Source organism: Thermotoga sp. Mc24, assembly GCF_000784835.1.
Lineage (GTDB): Bacteria > Thermotogota > Thermotogae > Thermotogales > Thermotogaceae > Thermotoga.
Genome location: NZ_JSFH01000004.1, coordinates 1 through 17389, shown reverse-complemented (window position 1 = coordinate 17389; position 17389 = coordinate 1). Strand labels below are relative to the sequence as shown.

Below are 17389 nucleotides of genomic sequence, written 5' to 3'. Positions count from 1 at the left end.
AAAAAAGAAGGAGGTTCTGAACATGAAAAAATGGATTGTCTTTATCCTGCTGATTGTCACGGCCCTCTCTTTTTCACAAATATTAAACTATGTACCGGAGAATTTCAAGGTGATTCGATATGTGAAGGATTTATCAGAGTTCTACTCTGAGGTCAAACGCCTTCCCACCGGCCGGTTTCTGACAGAAACTCTCGGCCTCGAGATGATGATACAGGGTGTTCTGGAGTCCCAGCTCCTCAGCAGAAATATAGAGCCATCCGACTTCTACGATCTCCTCTCTCACGAATTTCTCTTTGTACAGCTCGACAACGAAGACACTTGCTTCGTTCTGGGACCATCTGAAAAGGCAAAGAAACTGAAAGACAGCATAAAGTCTCTTATTGTCGATCTACTGGGAATGGAAGATGCGGTCGTTGTTGAAAAAGATGGGTATCTCTTCTTGGGAACAGCTAAAGCAGTGAACGCTTCTCTGAAAGGTGGGGGGGAGATTCCCGATACTCTGGGAAAGACTGATTTCTTTGGCTACGGTTTGCTGCAGGGGGATAAATATTCCTTCACTGTTGTGAGCACAAAAGAATCCGCAAGTGATCATCTCTCAATAAAGGTGGAAATCACTCCAGCGGATGATACCTCCAGAAACTTCCTCGAAAAAGTCGGACAGCCGAGGGAAATCCCGTCCGATTACTACACGTTCGGCGAATTGACGGTGATTTTCAACACGGAGAACTACGACGGACTGTTAGACGTTCTCTCCAGCGCAGGGTTTTCCATGGAAAGTGAAAATCTTCCTGTTCAGCTTCCCGAGTCGGATATTGAGAAAGTTGTCAAAAATCTCTTTGAAGAGCTCGAGCCTCCGATGTTCTTGAGTGCGAATGTGTCTTCGGCAGTTATGGACCTGATAGCCGGATCCACTCCCACAAATCTCGAAATCGTTGCAAAAGCCAAGCTGAAATCTCCTGATGCCGTGGAAAATGCTTTAAAAACCGCAGGAGTTCAGTACAGAAAGGAAGGCAAATGTTTTGTTTTGGAGAATGGATTATCGATTTGCACAGAGGATGACACGGTCGTTCTGAAAAGTAAGCAGTTCTCTCCCAGAACCCTTGGTATCAAATCTGAGAAGAACGACGTTTTCTTCCTCTTCCTCGATATGAAGGCTCTCATGGAATCGCTTGTGGGAGAAGGTGAAGAAGCCTACGTCTTCGCAAGAGGATTCTACAAAGATGGAAAAATGGTTTTCCATGTTAACGTGAAATGATACCGAAGTTAATCGTGTGGTTTTGATCTTATAATAAATTCTTGGATACGAAAGGAAAAGGAGGGAGTCAGAAGATGGCAAAGAAATACGTGTACTTCTTCGCAAACGGTAAGGCAGAAGGCCGGGCAGACATGAAGGATATCCTCGGTGGAAAAGGCGCCAACCTCGCGGAGATGACCAACCTTGGAATTCCTGTTCCTCCCGGATTCACCATTTCTGCGGAAGTCTGTAAGTACTACTACGACCACGGAAGAACTTATCCGGAAGAGCTGAAAGAACAGGTTGAAGAGGCAATGAGAAGACTCGAGGAAGTTACCGGGAAAAAGTTCGGTGACCCCAACAATCCACTCCTTGTTTCTGTCAGATCTGGTGCAGCCATTTCAATGCCTGGAATGATGGACACCGTCCTCAACCTTGGTCTCAACGATGAGACAGTGAAGGGGCTTGCAAAGCAGACGAACAACGAAAGATTCGCCTACGATGCTTACAGAAGATTCCTTCAGATGTTCGGTGATGTGGTTCTGAAGATACCACACGAAAGATTCGAAAAGGCACTCGAAGAACTCAAGAAGGAGAAAGGTGTGAAACTCGACACTGAACTGGACGCAGAAGACCTCAAAAAACTCGTTGAGAGATACAAACAGATCTACAAGGAAGCAGGAAAAGAATTTCCACAGGATCCCTGGAAACAACTCTGGCTTGCCATCGATGCGGTGTTTGGTAGCTGGATGAACGAGAGGGCCATCAAGTACAGAGAAATCCATGGGATCAAGGAAGGAGATCTACTCGGTACGGCTGTGAACATCGTTGCGATGGTGTTCGGAAACATGGGAGAAGACTCCGGAACGGGTGTCGCTTTCACAAGAGACCCGAACACTGGAGAGAAGGAACCTTACGGAGAATTCCTTCCCAACGCGCAGGGTGAAGACGTTGTTGCGGGTATTAGAACTCCTCTCAAACTTGAAGAGCTGAAAAACAGAATGCCAGAGGTCTACGATCAGCTCCTCGAAATAATGGAAAGACTCGAAAAACACTACAGGGATATGCAGGACATCGAGTTCACCATCGAAAAAGGTAAACTCTACCTGCTCCAGACAAGAAGTGGAAAGAGAACATCTCAGGCAGCCATCAAAATCGCCGTCGATATGGTCCACGAAGGACTCATCACCAAAGAAGAAGCGATTCTCAGGGTGAGACCCGAAGACGTTGAACAGGTGCTCCATCCAGTGTTCGATCCAAAAGAAAAAGCCCAGGCAAAAGTCATCGCGAAAGGACTTCCTGCGTCTCCAGGTGCCGCGACGGGTAAGGTCGTCTTCAACGCCAAGAAAGCCGAAGAACTCGGTAAAGCAGGTGAACAGGTTATTCTTGTGAGACCTGAAACCAGCCCCGAAGACGTCGGAGGAATGGCTGTCGCACAGGGAATCCTGACCTCCAGAGGAGGAATGACCTCCCACGCTGCCGTTGTTGCAAGAGGAATGGGTAAGCCAGCGGTCGTCGGAGCAGAATCTATAGAAGTTCATCCAGAGGAAGGGTACTTCAAAGTGGGAGATGTTGTTGTAAAAGAGGGAGAATGGATCTCCATCGATGGAACGACCGGTGAGGTTCTCCTCGGGAAAGTGACAACCATAAAACCACAGGGTCTTGAAGGACCTGTCGCAGAGCTTCTGCAGTGGGCCGATGAGATCAGAAGACTCGGTGTGAGAACCAACGCAGACATACCAAGAGACGCGGAAGTTGCGAGAAAATTCGGTGCTGAAGGAATCGGACTCTGTAGAACAGAACACATGTTCTTCGAAAAGGATAGAATACCCAAGGTTAGAAGGATGATTCTTGCAAAGACGAAAGAAGAAAGAGAAAAGGCCCTGGACGAACTCCTGCCACTCCAGAAAGAGGACTTCAAAGGATTGTTCAGGGTCATGAAGGGGCTTCCAGTCACCATAAGGCTCATAGATCCTCCTCTTCACGAATTCCTGCCACAGGAAGATGAACAGATCAGGGAAGTTGCCGAGCAGATGGGAGTTTCCTTCGAAGAACTCAAGAACGTCGTGGAGAATCTTAGGGAACTCAACCCGATGCTCGGACACAGGGGTTGTAGGCTCACCATTACCTATCCTGAAATTGCCGTGATGCAGACCAGAGCTATTATCGGGGCAGCCATCGAACTCAAGAAAGAAGAGGGAATAGATGTAATACCTGAAATCATGATTCCTCTCGTGGGACACATCAACGAGCTCAGGTACCTGAAGAAGATCATCAAGGAAACGGCCGACGCTCTCATAAAAGAGGCCGGTGTCGAGCTCACTTACAAGATCGGAACCATGATCGAAGTTCCAAGGGCCGCTGTTACCGCCCATCAGATAGCGGAAGAAGCTGAATTCTTCAGCTTTGGTACCAACGACCTCACGCAGATGACCTTTGGATTCAGCCGAGACGACGTTGGAAAGTTCCTGCCTGAGTACCTCGAAAAAGGCATTCTCGAACACGATCCGTTCAAGACGTTGGATTACGACGGTGTTGGAGAACTGGTGAGGATGGGCAAGGAAAAAGGAAGAAGTACAAGGCCCGATCTCAAGGTTGGAGTCTGTGGAGAACACGGTGGAGATCCGAGATCCATACTGTTCTTTGACAAGATCGGACTCGACTACGTTTCCTGTTCGCCGTACAGGGTACCCGTCGCCAGACTTGCAGCGGCTCAGGCAGCTCTCAAGAACAAGAAGTAATTGAAGGCCGGGCTTGTCCCGGCCTTTACATTGAAGGAGGTGTTACAATGCCTTACGTAAAGAACACAAAGGAAATTTTGGAAAAAGCCAGCAAAGAAAGATACGCTATCGGTGCATTCAATTTCAACAACATGGAATTTCTTCAGGCGATTCTTGAAGCCGCCGAAGAAGAAAAGGCACCAGTCATTGTCGCTACATCGGAAGGGGCAATAAAGTACATAGGAAAAGGCGATATAGAGGCTGGTGCAAGACTTGCCGTTGAAATGGTGAGAACTTACGCTGAGAAACTTTCGGTCCCTGTCGCGCTCCATTTGGACCATGGAAGAGACTTTAAAGTCATCATGGCAGCTATAAAGGCTGGTTATTCTTCGGTGATGATCGACGCTTCACATCTTCCATTCGAGGAAAACCTTAGAGAAACGAAGAGGATCGTGGAAATAGCTCACGCGGTTGGTATAAGCGTAGAAGCGGAACTCGGAAAACTCAAGGGCATAGAAGACAACGTGGTGGAAAAAGAGTCCGTCCTCGTCGATCCGGAGGAAGCAAAGGTATTTGTGAAGGAAACAGAAGTGGATTTCCTGGCCCCTGCCATTGGAACCAGTCACGGTGCGTTCAAATTCAAAGGGGAAGCACAGCTCGACTTTGAACGACTGAAGAAAGTGAAGGAATACACTCAGATACCGCTCGTTCTTCACGGAGCTTCCATGGTTCCACAGGATGTAGTGAAACTGGCGAACGAATACGGCGCCGAACTTTCCGGCGCGAAAGGTGTTCCTGAAGACATGTTGAAGAAAGCTATAGAACTTGGTATCAACAAGATAAACACAGACACCGATCTGAGGATCACCTTCGTCGCGTATCTCAGGAAGATTCTCTCAGAGGACAAGTCTCAGATAGATCCCAGAAAGATTTTTGGGCCTGTCTTCGAACAGGTGAAAGAAATCGTCAAAGAGAGAATCAGAATATTCGGATCCAGCGGAAAGGCGTGAGGTGAAGAGAGAATGAAAGTACTGGTGATAAACTCGGGGAGTTCCTCAATAAAGTACCAGCTCATCGAGATGGACGGTGAGAAAGTTCTCTGTAAAGGTATCGCAGAAAGAATCGGCATCGAAGGTAGCAGGCTGGTCCACAGGGTGAACGACGAAAAGCATGTGATAGAAAAAGAACTTCCGGATCACGAAGAAGCGTTGAAGCTCATATTGAACACATTGGTTGATGAAGAACTTGGAGTCATAAAAGATCTAAAGGAGATCGATGCCGTTGGTCACAGGGTGGTTCACGGTGGTGAAAGATTCAAAGAATCGGTACTTGTGGACGAGGAAGTACTCAAAGCGATCGAAGAGGTTTCACCTCTTGCGCCGCTTCACAATCCTGCGAATCTCATGGGAATAAAAGCTGCTATGAAGCTCCTTCCAGGAGTACCAAATGTGGTTGTTTTCGACACAGCTTTCCACCAGACGATTCCTCAGAAAGCATATCTCTACGCTATACCGTACGAATACTACGAGAAATACAGAATCAGACGCTACGGTTTTCACGGTACAAGTCACAGGTACGTTTCGAAGAGAGCGGCGGAGATCCTCGGGAAAAAACTGGAGGAACTCAAGATCATCACCTGTCACATAGGAAACGGTGCTTCGGTAGCCGCCGTGAAATACGGGAAGTGTGTCGACACTTCCATGGGATTCACACCGCTCGAAGGACTCGTTATGGGTACGAGGTCCGGTGATTTGGATCCGGCAATTCCCTTCTTCATCATGGAAAAAGAAGGTATATCTCCTCAGGAGATGTACGATATACTGAACAAAAAAAGCGGAGTCTACGGACTCTCAAAGGGATTCAGTTCGGACATGAGGGACATCGAAGAGGCTGCCTTGAAAGGAGACGAATGGTGCAAGCTCATCCTCGACATCTACCACTACAGGATCGCCAAATACATAGGTGCGTACGCTGCTGCGATGAACGGCGTCGATGCCATAGTCTTCACAGCCGGTGTTGGAGAAAATTCTCCAATCACGAGGGAAGATGTGTGTTCTTACCTGGAATTTCTCGGAGTAAAGCTTGACAAGCAGAAGAACGAAGAAACAATAAGAGGAAAGGAAGGCGTAATCTCCACTCCTGATTCCCGTGTGAAAGTCCTGGTCGTTCCCACAAACGAAGAGCTCATGATCGCAAGGGATACGAAAGAGTTAGCCGAGAAGATTAGCAAGTGAAGAGAGAGGTGATTCGCAATCCTCCCAAAATACAGAATCATCGAAAAATTTCTGATCGACGAAATAAAATCTGGAAAGTATAAGCACGGAGACAAGCTCCCCACTGAAAAGGAGTTAATGGAAAGATTCGACGCTAGTCGGGAAACGGTGAGAAAAGCCCTCGAAAGGTTGGTAGTTAAAAACCTGGTCATCAGAAAGCCAGGACTTGGAACGTTTGTGAACATAGAAAAGAAAAACAAGGTCGTTGGCATTCTTGTCCAACAGATCACAAGTTACATATTTCCATACATAGCACTCGGCGCCGAAGAGGTCTTGTTTGCGAACGGGTACAAGATGCTTCTTGGAAACGCTTCTGAAGACTCCCACAAAGAGAGACAGATAATAAACGAATGGCTGGAAGTAGGTGTGGATGGTCTGATAATAGACCCTGTCTACAGCGCCACCAAACGTTCCAACAGAGATTTGATAGAAGACATAGCAAAAAAAGGCACGAAGGTGGTTTTGGTACACACCAACTGGGATATAGAAGGTGTGGGAAGTGTTGTTCTCGACGACTGGTACGGAGGAGAAAAAGCAGCGGAGATATTTTATCAGTACGGACACAGAAATGTGGCGGTGTTGTATAAAACAATACACCTTCCCAGTGTGGTAAGAGCCCAGGCCTTTCTGAAACGAGGAAGAGAACTCGGTTTCGAAAAAGTCCACGAGAAATCTTTTCATGTTTCGGAGTTCACCGGTATTGTTATGCAGAGTGCTTTTGAGCTTCTATCTTTACCGAAGGATCAGCGTCCAACCGCGGTTTTCTGCTACAATGATGCAACGGCTCTTCAGTTTTTCCTTGCAGCAAAGAGAATGGGTCTGAGTATACCAGAAGACGTTTCTGTCATAGGTTTCGACGATGCTCCCATAGGTGATTTCAGAGAGATTCTGACCACCTTTGAACATCCCAAGGAAGAAGTTGGAAAGAAAGCAGTCGAGATCCTTTTGAAGATGATCGATGGTGAAAAGCCCGAGAAATATGTTTTCAAACCAAAACTCATTATGAGAGAGTCGGTGACGTATCCAAAAAAATGAGGGGCTTTCGCCCCTCTTTCATCTTTTCAAAAGCCCCCAGTAGAGTTCGTTCCATCTCAGTTCTTTTTTGAAGTCCTCGAGATCCAAATTCTCATCGATGACGACGTATTCGATTTCCAATGCCTCCGCCCAGTCGATGAGGTATTCTACGTCAATGGCTGTTGAGAAGGCAGTGTGGTGTGATCCTCCAGCGAGTATCCATGCAGTAGTTGCCCTCTTGAAATCAGGCAGCGGTTTCCAGAGGACCCTGGCTGTCGGGAGTTTTGGCATCTTCCTCTCTATGGGAACGGATAAAACCTTGTTCACAACGAGTCTGAACCTGTTGCCCATATCAACGATCGATGCGTTAACGGCTGGTCCTTCCTGACCATCGAAGACAAGACGGGCAGGATCTGCTTTCCCGCCGATGCTGAGAGGGTGAACCTCTATTCGTGGTTTTTCCTTTGCTATCGTTGGACATACCTCGAGCATGTGAGCCCCTAAAACGAGTTCGTTTCCGGGAGTGAGGTGGTAAGTGTAGTCTTCCATAAAAGAAGTTCCGCCGGGAAGACTCGTTCCCATTACCTTGATGGCTCTAACCAATCCCGCTGCTTTCCAGTCACCTTCTGCACCAAAACCGTATCCTTCCTCCATGAGTCTCTGGACCGCGAGCCCGGGAAGCTGTGGAAGATCGTGCAGGTCCTCGAACGTGGTGGTAAAGCCAACAGCGTTCTTTTCTTTCAAAAATTCTCTCAGAGCAATTTCTATTTTCGCCTGCTCTCTTATTGCTTTGAGACTGTATTCATCCTCTGGCATGATGTATTTTTCTCTGTATTCTTTGAGAAGTTCCTCTACTTCGCGCTCTGGAACGGCTTTCACTCTCTCTGCAAGTTCTCCAACTCCCCAAGTGTTTATGGACCAGCCGAGTTTTATCTGTGCTTCTACTTTGTCGCCTTCGGTGCTGGCGACTTCTCTCATGTTGTCACCGAACCTGACTATCTGTCCCATTCTTCCATCCTGTATCGCACAGGCCACTCTCATCCACTTTGCGATCTTTTCTCTGACTTCTTTCTCTTCCCAGTGTCCCACCACAACTTTCCTTGGAAGTCTCATCCTTGCATGTATGAACCCATGCTCTCTGTCTCCGTGTGCGGACTGGTTCAGGTTCATGTAATCCATATCGATCGTATCCCATGGAATCTCTCTGTTGTACTGCGTGTGAAGGTGAAGCAGGGGTTTTTTGTTTATGGAGAGTCCCCGTATCCACATCTTCGATGGGGAAAAAGTGTGCATCCAGACGATAACCCCTGCGCATTTGGGGTCTGCGTTTGCCTTCTCAAAGATTTCCGTGATTTCAGAAGAACTCTTCAAAACCGGCTTTAAAACGATCTTTGAAGGGAAGATGGGGTCATCGTTCAGTGAATCCACGATCTTACTTGCCTGTTGCTCCACCTTTTTCAGGGTTTCCAGACCGTAAAGATACTGACTTCCAACGAGAAACCAGAACTCGTACTGCTTGAGATCTATCATTCTCCGACCTCCTTTCTCATGGTTTCATCCTTTTAGTATAACATAAAAGTACGTACCATTATACGTATCATGTCCGTTTCTGCGGAGATTTATGTTAACTAATTGACTATAAGATAATTCTTTGTTGACAGATATGATATACTACCATCGGTACGTACCGTTATCCACTATTTTTAAGCAGGGGGGATCCGTATGAAGAGATTTTTACTGGTGATCTTTCTCATCGTCACCTCGTTGATCTTCTCAATCAAGATCTCCGTTCTCTGCTCCCCAGACAACGCGGACGCCCTGAAGTGGCTTGCCCAGGAGTTCATGAAACAGAATCCCGACATTCAGGTTGAAATCGTACCTCTTTCGTGGGAAGTACTTTATCCGAAGCTGCTGCAGGATCTCAGATCTCAGGCTGGATCGTTCGACGCTTTCACTTACGATGTGATGACCACTGGAGCCGTCTCTTTCGGACTGGTTGACCTTGGAGAGTTCATGAAACAACATCCAGAACTTGTTCCAGAAGATTACGATTTGAACGATTTTATCCCACAGGTTCTGGAAGAATCTGGAAAGTGGAAGGGAAAACTCATCGGGCTTCCGTTCTACAACAACACAATGCTCTTCTATTACAGAAAAGATCTCTTTGAAGATCCAAGGATAAAACAAGCGTTCAAGGAAAGATACGGTAGAGAACTCACCCTCCCGACCACCTGGGAAGAAGTTGTGGAAATAGCAGAATTCTTCACCAAAAAATACAACAAGAGCTCTCCAACAGACTACGGAATCGCCCTCATGTTCCCGAGAACCCACACACTCTTCTACATGTATCTGCTGTTTTTCGGTGAGTACAGGAACGCACCACTCGGTATTATGAAGCATGGAACCGCGGATCTTGAATTCGGTGAATACTTCACAGCGGATCACAAACCAGCCTTCAACAGTGAGGAAGGATTGAAAGCGCTCGAAATGATGAAAAAACTCATGCCTTACAGTCCAGATCCGCTCGGCTCTGATTACGGTGAAACGATCGAGTACTTCAACCAGGGACTCGTTGCTATGGTACCTCAATGGACGGGACCGTATCTGATCTTCAAGAGCACCCTCGGTGAAGATAAAGTCGGGATCATTCCCATGTCGGGTCGATCCGTGAGTGGTCAATGGGCACTCGGCATCAACAAATTTATACCTGAGGAAAAGAAACTCGCTGCGTTCAAATTCATCATTTTCGCCACCAGCAAATGGGCTGACAAGAACAAGTTCCTGAGATTCGCCGTCGCTCCTGCCAGAATCTCAACACTCCAGGATCCCGAGGTGAGGGCCGCTGATCCGAGAGTTCCCGCCCTCGAGGTAACGTACGTTTCTCAGACCCACAGGCCAAGGATTCCAGAGGAACCAAGACTCGAAGACATCACTGTTGAGACCTTCTCCAAGATCCTCTCTGGAGAACTCCCGCTCTCCATGGAAACGCTGAACGATCTCGCAAAGAAATGGGAAGAGATTCTTGGAAAATAAGGAGGTGAAGAGGGGGCGCTCTGCCCCCTTTTGCCATGAGAAAAAGAATTGTTCCCTGGTTGATGGTCCTTCCCGTTCTCGCTCTTTTCCTTGCAATGACGATCTATCCCTTTGGTTTCATGATCTGGGCTTCTTTCAGAGATTACGATCTTTCAAAGAGTGCGGAGACTCACTTCATTGGTCTTTCGAATTACTTCCAGATTTTCAGAGATTCAACCGCTATCGAATCCATGAAGTTCACCGCTAAACTTCTGGCTATCGCAGTTCCTGTGGAGCTCGTCCTCGGTGTTCTCATCGCTTTTCTGATAAGGGGCGTCAAGGGAGAAAAGATAATCAGGTCTTCTCTCCTTATTCCCATGATGATTCCACCGGCAGTTTCCGGGGTTGCCTGGAAGATGTTGTACAACTTTGCCTTTGGACCGGTGAACTGGTTTTTGTCACTCTTCGGTGTTCCCAAAATTTCGTGGCTTGGAGATCCATTCTATGCACAACTGGGGATCATTATCATAGACGTCTGGCAGTGGACTCCTTTCATTTTTCTCATGATATACGCAGGTCTTCAGTCGATACCTCAGGATCTCATCGACGCAGCCCGAGTGGATGGAGCCGATTGGGGAAGAGTCTTTTTGCACGTGGAGTTTCCTCTTCTAAGACCTTTGATTCTGGTTGCTCTTGTTCTAAGAATCATAGACTGTCTGAAGACCTTCGATATTGTCTTCATGACAACCTGGGGTGGCCCAGGATCTGCGACCCACACCTACAGTTTCTACATCTACAAGGTAGGTATTTCTTTTGGATGGAACATCGGTTACGCCTCTGCGTTGAGTGTTCTGCTATTGATTGTGGCGATAGTCCTCGTGAATGTAGTGTTCAGGCTTGTGAGAATGAGACAACAACTGGGGTTTGGGGGTGAGGAGTGATGAAAAAAATCCTGACGATTGTGAGATACATCCTGATCGCCATTTGTCTGATATTTTTCCTTTTTCCCGTTTACTGGCTCGTGATCACGGCCTTTAAGCCTTCAGACGAGTGGTTCACCATGCCTCCTAGATTCTTTCCGACAAAGCCCACGCTTGCTAATTTCTTTGGAGCAAAAGAGACAGAAGTTTTCGGTGGAACAACCGGTTCTATTGAGAACATCTTTCCGTACTTGAGAAACAGTATCGTGGTTGGTGTATCTGTAGCACTTATAGGAACGGTAATCAGTGCCCTCGCTGCCTATGCTATAGCCCGCTACAGGGTAGGAGGTCCATTCCTGGCGGAGTGGATCATCTCCATCAGAATGCTCCCACCTATTGTGTCAGCCGTTCCCCTGTACGTGATATTCACAAAACTGAGACTCATCAACACCTGGTGGGCTCTCATTCTGTCACATCTTGTCATAGTTGTGCCTCTCGGGGTCTGGCTTCTTATCAGCTTTTTCAGAGAGATACCAAGGGAGATAGATGAAGCGGCCTATGTAGATGGAGCTACTCCCTTTCAAGCGTTCTTCTATGTGGTTCTTCCGCTCAGTGCTCCAGGACTCGCAGCGGTTGCAGTGCTTTCTCTCATTCAAAGCTGGGGAGAGTTCCTTCTGGCCCTTGTTTTAACGAACGATGCACGTGCTCAAACGCTACCCATTTTCCTTGGAAGATACATCACTGGCTGGAGGGTTGCCTGGGGACCTCTTTCGGCTGCAGGAATCGTCACAATGCTTCCCGTTGTGGTCTTTGCTCTTGTTGCCCAGAGGTATCTAATCAGAGGCCTCACCTTCGGAGCGGTGAAAGGATAGTTTGTGAAAAAATGAGAAACCATAAGAAAAGAGCTTTTAAACGGAAATATTTGTATCTATTAAGGTATAACATGCAATATTTGTCCAGAAATATACTTGATTTAACAAAAATGGACAATGTAGAATTTGCGTAAAGAATAATGTACGTACCTAAATGTATGAAAAGGAGGAATATCGTTTATGTCCAAAATCGTAGAAGTTTCCAAAAGTCCCTACGCAAAGCTCAAAACGATACCTGTTGGTTCTGTGAGGGTAAATGGATTCATGGGTAAATATTTTGAAACTCTCGTCAACGTAACCCTTCCCACACAGTACGATCTTCTGGAGAACACAGGAAGGCTCGACAACTTCAGAATCGCCGCTGGCAAGATGGAAGGATCTTACAAAACATTTTTCCCGTTTGACGACACAGACGTGTACAAATGGGCTGAGGCAGTGTCCTTCGCCTTGGCGAACAGGAAACTGCCAGAACTAGAAAAGATCCTCGACAGCGTGATAGAAGAGGTGAAAGCTGCTCAGGATGAAGACGGTTACCTTGGAACCTATCTTTCTGGAGAGAGAAAAAAAGAGCGATGGACGAACCTTGCGTGGAATCATGAATTGTACAACGCAGGTCATTTGATTCAGGCGGCCGTTGCGCACAGAAGAGTGACAGGAAAGAACACTCTTTTCGAAGTGGCAAAAAGATTCGCAGATCACATCTATAGCACCTTCGGCCCTGAGAAGAAAGAGGGAGCACCCGGGCATCCTGAAGTGGAGATGGCCCTTGTGGAGCTCTACAGAGAAACAGGAGACAGAAAATATCTGGACCTTGCAAGGTACTTCATTTACGCACGTGGAAAAGGGCTTGCCAGCGTTCCCAGAAATCCAGGGCCGGAGTATTTCATCGATCACAAACCTTTTGTGGAACTGGAGGAGATCACAGGCCATGCAGTGAGGGCTCTGTATCTCTGCTCTGGTGCCACCGATCTTTATCTTGAAACAGGTGATGAAAAGATCTGGCAGGCTCTCAACAAACTCTGGGAGAATTTTGTGACGAAGAAGATGTATATCACAGGAGGGGCGGGTTCCAGGCACGACTGGGAATCCTTCGGAGAAGAGTATGAGCTTCCAAACAGAAGATCCTACGCTGAGTCCTGTGCCTCGATAGCGAATTTCATGTGGAACTTCAGGATGCTTCTTGCAACGGGTGAAGGGAGATTTGCAGATGTTATGGAACAGGTTCTGTACAACGGACTTCTCTCCGGTATATCCCTCGATGGGAAGCACTACTTCTACTTCAATCCACTTGAAGACCTCGGGAGAACAAGAAGACAGAAATGGTTCGATTGCGCGTGCTGCCCACCAAACCTTGCCAGGTTCATAGCGTCTTTTCCGGGATACATGTACACCACTTCGGACGACGGTGTTCAGGTCCATCTGTACGAGAAAAGTACAGCCAGGCTCGATTTCAAAGGTTCGGTTGTGGAGATAGAACAGGAAACGGACTATCCATGGAGTGGAGAAGTGACCTTCACCGTTGAAACGGATATTGAAGAACCATTCTCCATCTATCTCAGAATTCCTTCCTGGGCAGATGACTTTGTTCTCAGGGTGGACGGAAAAGCGGTGATAGCAAAGCCACAGAACGGTTATGTAAAACTGAACCAGAGCTGGAAAGGGAAACACACAGTGGAACTTTCACTTCCCATGAAAGCGGTGTTTATCGAGGCACACCCGTTCGTGAGAGACGACCTTGGAAAAATTGCAGTGAAAAGAGGTCCCGTTGTCTACTGTATAGAACAAGCAGATAACCCGGATTTCCATGTTTGGACACTGGTGTTGAACTCAGAAAGCCTGAAGGAAGAAAAAAGAAAGATACTGGACAAGGAGGCTGTTTTCCTCAAAGGAACTGGAAGAGCACTGGACATCTCTGAATGGGAGGGGAAACTGTACAGAAAGCTGTCTGAGGTTAGGGAAAAAACGGTAGAGTTCACTCTCATTCCCTACCATATGTGGGCTAACAGAGAACCGGGTGCAATGGCGGTGTGGTTGAAAAAAGAGTGAAACATCAATACTTCCAGAATACATTTAAGAGGAGGTGTCAGTCTATGAGGAAATTACTTTTATTTGTGATCCTTTTGGTGGGGTTTGTTTTAACAGTTCTAGCAGGTGACACAATAGTCATTCGCTATGCTCACTGGAACGCTCTACCGCCAGATCCATACAATTATGTGAAGGCTTTTGAAGAAAAGTATCCTAACATCAAAGTAGAATTCATACAAATACCTGAAGCTGAGTATTCCCAGAAACTTAGAACCATGGCGCTTGCAGGAAATGCTCCTGATGTTCTTTGCCTTTGGGAAGCTGATATGGCAGACTTTGCAAAGGCAGGTTGGATAATTCCTCTTGACGATTACATCAAACAGAGCAAAGAATTGAGCCTGGACGATTTTATACCCGCGGTTAAGCAACTGATGGAATTGCAGGGACATCTTTATGGTTTACCGTGGTGTTTTGCAACAGAAATTATGTACTACAACAAGGATTTGTTCGACAAGGCAGGAATACCGTATCCAAATGAGAACTGGACTTGGAAAGATTTTGAGGAAGCTGCAAAAAAGTTGACAGTTGTTGAGAATGGAAAAGTTGTGCAATATGGATGCGATGCCATAAGTTTCCAGGGACTGTGGTACTCATTAATAGGGACATTCGGAGACAAAATAGTGGATGAGAAAGGAAGGTTCGCTATTGGAGAAGGTGCTAGGAAGTTTTTGAAATGGTGGTATGACTTAACAAACAAGTACAAAGTGGTAGCTCCTCCGCAGGTTTCCACATCTGGTGTTGTATCTGCTGACCTTTTCATGGCAGGAAAAGCCGCAATGGCTTTCAATGGAAGTTGGATGACATCGGTTTACAAGGATATTACCGACTTCAACTGGGATATAGCTCCTATTCCTAAGGGTGTGAGGCATTATTCAACACTTCATACGGGCTTCTTTGCCATCAATGCAAAAAGTAAAGTAAAGGATGCAGCGTGGAAATTCATAGAATTCTGTATGAGTGAAGAGGGGCAGAAGCTGATCAATACAGCTTATAGTAACCCATCAGCTCGTGTTTCTATCCTTAAGAAGGGTTATTACAAAGTTGAAGGGCCGAAAGGGCCTCGAAATTGGGATGCTATAGAAAAAACAGCGGAGTTTGCAGAATGGGGATACACACTGTTACCTCCTGGACTGACTTTTGATTTAGTAAAAGATTTCAATGCCGCAATTCTTGGCCAAATTTCCGTTGATGAAGTTATTGAAAGAGCTATAGAAAAGGCAAAAGATATTTTAGGGGAAGACAGAGTGGCAACAGAATAACTGGTGGGGGCTTTGCCCCCACATTGAAGGGTAGAAAATTATAGTAGTTAAGGAGGTTCAATATGCACAGAAAAAACGCATGGGCTTATCTTTTTGTGTCCCCATGGATCGTCGGCTTTATACTCTTTACAGGTGGGCCCATCTTAGCAGTTATTCTTCTAAGTTTTTATAAATGGGATTTAATAACTCCCCCCCAGATGGGTAGGGTTTGCAAATTATGTAAGGATGTTCCGAAGTGGCTCAGATTTTTGGATAGTTCTAAGGTTTACACTTTTATATACATTCCTTTCCGTTGTAGTATCTGTTGGTTGGGCTCTCTTTACTGCTCTTCTTCTGAACCAAAGGGTAAAGGGTGCAAAAATATTCAGCTTCTTTTATTTTGTCCCAGCGGTTGTTCCGATGATTGCTCTGACTTTCGCTTTTCAGTTGATTTTCAACAAGGAATTAGGAGTGATGAATTACCTATTGACATTATTGGGAATAAAAAACACCCCAAACTGGCTGATGGATCCACATTATGTAACATGGCTGGTAGCTATTCTGAATATTTACACCTTTTATACTGGTCAAATGATGTTGATATTTGATAGTGCTTTGAAAGAAGTTCCTAAGGAGCTCTATGAAGCAGCGGAAATAGACGGTGCAGGACCTTTCACTCGATTTTTTAGAATCACACTGCCTGCGATATCTCCCATTCTTCTCTTTAACCTGGTCACCGCTACGATAAACTCTCTGAGTGCTTCATTCACACTTATTTATCCTCTCACTGGAGGAGGGCCAGGGAAAGTTACCCAAGCAATAAGTCTGGATATCTACTACAACGCTTTTAAGACGTTCAGATTGGGTTATGCAAGTGCAGAAGCAGTAATATTGTTCATTATTTCCGCAATTGTTTCATTGTTGATGTTCGTACTGTCGAAGAAATGGGTCTATTATGAAGTTTGATGGGGAGGAACTCATATGAGAAAAAAAAGCGACAGTAGGACTTCAATATGTCTTGATGATACTGGTTGCCATTATAATGTTTTTCCCAATCCTTTGGATTATTGGTTCTTCCTTTAAGCCACTCGTGGAATTCAGTTCGTATCCCCCAAGGCTGTTTCCAAAAAACTTCACGTTGAAAAATTATTATGAAGTCTTTACAAACAGCAAACTTCCTATTTACTTGCGTAATACGTTGATTCTCATGTTAGGAAATACTGTGGGTACGCTTCTTTCCAGTTCTCTTGTCGCTTATCCTCTGGCACGGATGGATTTTAAAGGGAAAAAGTTAATATTCGCTTTGATACTCGCCACCATGATGGTTCCAAGTTACGTTACGATCGTTCCACAATACATTCTCTTCAGATACTTTGGATGGCTTGATTCTTTCTTACCAATAATAGTTCCTGCCTTTTTTGCTTATCCATATAATGTGTTTCTTTTCAGACAGTTTTATAGAACGATTCCCAAAGAACTGGATGAAGCGGCTAAAATTGATGGTTGTAATGAATGGCAGATTTTTTGGAAAATAATAGTGCCCGTTTCTAAGCCCATCTTTATAACCATAGGTGTCCTTTCTTCCATATACTGGTGGAACGAATTTTTCGTCCCTATGGTTTTCATCAACTCGGAAGAACTGAAACCCCTGAGTGTGGGTATTTACAGTTTCTCGAGAACAACTTTCATTGTTCGATGGGATTTAATAATGGCAATGGCAACGATCATGATAATACCACCAATGATTCTCTTCCTTGTGGCTCGTGAATACATAACGGCAGGAATAAAAACAACGGGATTAAAATAAAAAAGAGCCCCACGAAGGGGCTCTTTTATTGAACAAAGTGCAAAGAAGACACCATTTTCTATAAGGTGGAGATGAATTTGCAATTTAATTTGTGCCAAAATGTTAATATATCACATATAGAAGTGAAAAAGAAGGTTCTTGAATCTCAAGGAGTAATCTCAAAGGAAGGATAAGCATGCTCATAACCTACAAATTTCGTATTTACCCTACGAAG

The 17389-nt window shown here is 45.7% G+C and carries 13 protein-coding genes; 12 read left to right on the top strand and 1 reads right to left on the bottom strand.

Annotated elements, in window-relative coordinates; genetic code table 11:
• Window positions 1–22: 22 nt before the first annotated feature.
• From MC24_RS00800 to MC24_RS00780, 5 genes are all read left to right on the top strand, one after another.
• Window positions 23–1255 carry a hypothetical protein gene (locus tag MC24_RS00800; protein WP_038051603.1) on the top strand — a complete coding sequence of 411 codons (1233 nt, stop codon included), beginning with the start codon at window positions 23–25 and terminating at the stop codon, window positions 1253–1255.
• Window positions 1256–1329: 74 nt separating this feature from the next.
• Window positions 1330–3975, top strand: a complete 2646-nt coding sequence (gene ppdK / locus MC24_RS00795) for a pyruvate, phosphate dikinase (protein WP_038051601.1) — start codon at window positions 1330–1332, stop codon at window positions 3973–3975.
• Between the two features lie 47 nt (window positions 3976–4022).
• On the top strand, window positions 4023–4964 hold the full coding sequence (gene fba, locus MC24_RS00790) for a class II fructose-1,6-bisphosphate aldolase (protein WP_038051600.1): 942 nt from the start codon (window positions 4023–4025) through the stop codon (window positions 4962–4964).
• 12 nt (window positions 4965–4976) lie between these two features.
• Window positions 4977–6188 carry an acetate kinase gene (gene ackA / locus MC24_RS00785; protein ID WP_038051599.1) on the top strand — a complete coding sequence of 404 codons (1212 nt, stop codon included), beginning with the start codon at window positions 4977–4979 and terminating at the stop codon, window positions 6186–6188.
• An 18-nt stretch (window positions 6189–6206) separates the two neighbouring features.
• Window positions 6207–7262, top strand: coding sequence for a GntR family transcriptional regulator (locus MC24_RS00780; protein ID WP_081953052.1), 1056 nt, complete (start codon window positions 6207–6209; stop codon window positions 7260–7262).
• Between the two features lie 18 nt (window positions 7263–7280).
• On the opposite strand, the gene araA is transcribed toward MC24_RS00780, so the two are convergent.
• Window positions 7281–8771, bottom strand: a complete 1491-nt coding sequence (gene araA / locus MC24_RS00775; protein ID WP_004082981.1) for an L-arabinose isomerase — start codon at window positions 8769–8771, stop codon at window positions 7281–7283.
• A gap of 192 nt (window positions 8772–8963) precedes the next feature.
• Here araA and MC24_RS00770 point away from each other — a divergent pair, with 192 nt between their 5' ends.
• The 7 genes from MC24_RS00770 to MC24_RS00740 all read left to right on the top strand — a co-directional run bounded on the left by MC24_RS00770 (window position 8964) and on the right by MC24_RS00740 (window position 17175).
• Window positions 8964–10274: an ABC transporter substrate-binding protein gene (locus tag MC24_RS00770; protein WP_038051596.1), complete on the top strand. Its 1311-nt coding sequence runs from the start codon at window positions 8964–8966 to the stop codon at window positions 10272–10274.
• Between the two features lie 35 nt (window positions 10275–10309).
• Window positions 10310–11194: a carbohydrate ABC transporter permease gene (locus tag MC24_RS00765; protein ID WP_038051595.1), complete on the top strand. Its 885-nt coding sequence runs from the start codon at window positions 10310–10312 to the stop codon at window positions 11192–11194.
• Complete coding sequence (locus tag MC24_RS00760) at window positions 11194–12045, top strand: carbohydrate ABC transporter permease (protein WP_004082987.1); 852 nt, start codon at window positions 11194–11196, stop codon at window positions 12043–12045. Before MC24_RS00765 ends, MC24_RS00760 begins: the two co-directional genes overlap by 1 nt.
• Before the next feature lie 180 nt (window positions 12046–12225).
• Window positions 12226–14091 carry a glycoside hydrolase family 127 protein gene (locus MC24_RS00755; RefSeq protein ID WP_038051583.1) on the top strand — a complete coding sequence of 622 codons (1866 nt, stop codon included), beginning with the start codon at window positions 12226–12228 and terminating at the stop codon, window positions 14089–14091.
• A 44-nt stretch (window positions 14092–14135) separates the two neighbouring features.
• A complete protein-coding gene (locus tag MC24_RS00750; RefSeq protein ID WP_008193763.1) occupies window positions 14136–15389 on the top strand; it encodes an ABC transporter substrate-binding protein in 1254 nt (417 codons plus the stop codon).
• Between the two features lie 225 nt (window positions 15390–15614).
• Window positions 15615–16334 (top strand): carbohydrate ABC transporter permease, encoded by a 720-nt coding sequence (locus MC24_RS00745; RefSeq protein ID WP_200883235.1) that lies wholly within the window; start codon window positions 15615–15617, stop codon window positions 16332–16334.
• 55 nt (window positions 16335–16389) lie between these two features.
• The gene (locus tag MC24_RS00740; RefSeq protein ID WP_052125260.1) at window positions 16390–17175 is read left to right on the top strand and encodes a carbohydrate ABC transporter permease; all 786 of its coding nucleotides are present in this window, start codon (window positions 16390–16392) and stop codon (window positions 17173–17175) included.
• The last annotated feature ends 214 nt before the right edge of the window (window positions 17176–17389 follow it).

Excerpts from the sequence above, each read along its gene's own strand:
- MC24_RS00800 (WP_038051603.1), top strand. The coding sequence starts at position 23 with ATGAAAAAATGGATTGTCTTTATCCTGCTGATTGTCACGGCCCTCTCT.
- ppdK (WP_038051601.1), top strand. The coding sequence starts at position 1,330 with ATGGCAAAGAAATACGTGTACTTCTTCGCAAACGGTAAGGCAGAAGGC.
- fba (WP_038051600.1), top strand. The coding sequence starts at position 4,023 with ATGCCTTACGTAAAGAACACAAAGGAAATTTTGGAAAAAGCCAGCAAA.
- ackA (WP_038051599.1), top strand. The coding sequence starts at position 4,977 with ATGAAAGTACTGGTGATAAACTCGGGGAGTTCCTCAATAAAGTACCAG.
- araA (WP_004082981.1), bottom strand. The coding sequence starts at position 8,771 with ATGATAGATCTCAAGCAGTACGAGTTCTGGTTTCTCGTTGGAAGTCAG.
- MC24_RS00770 (WP_038051596.1), top strand. The coding sequence starts at position 8,964 with ATGAAGAGATTTTTACTGGTGATCTTTCTCATCGTCACCTCGTTGATC.
- MC24_RS00765 (WP_038051595.1), top strand. The coding sequence starts at position 10,310 with ATGAGAAAAAGAATTGTTCCCTGGTTGATGGTCCTTCCCGTTCTCGCT.
- MC24_RS00760 (WP_004082987.1), top strand. The coding sequence starts at position 11,194 with ATGAAAAAAATCCTGACGATTGTGAGATACATCCTGATCGCCATTTGT.
- MC24_RS00755 (WP_038051583.1), top strand. The coding sequence starts at position 12,226 with ATGTCCAAAATCGTAGAAGTTTCCAAAAGTCCCTACGCAAAGCTCAAA.
- MC24_RS00750 (WP_008193763.1), top strand. The coding sequence starts at position 14,136 with ATGAGGAAATTACTTTTATTTGTGATCCTTTTGGTGGGGTTTGTTTTA.
- MC24_RS00745 (WP_200883235.1), top strand. The coding sequence starts at position 15,615 with ATGTTCCGAAGTGGCTCAGATTTTTGGATAGTTCTAAGGTTTACACTT.
- MC24_RS00740 (WP_052125260.1), top strand. The coding sequence starts at position 16,390 with ATGATACTGGTTGCCATTATAATGTTTTTCCCAATCCTTTGGATTATT.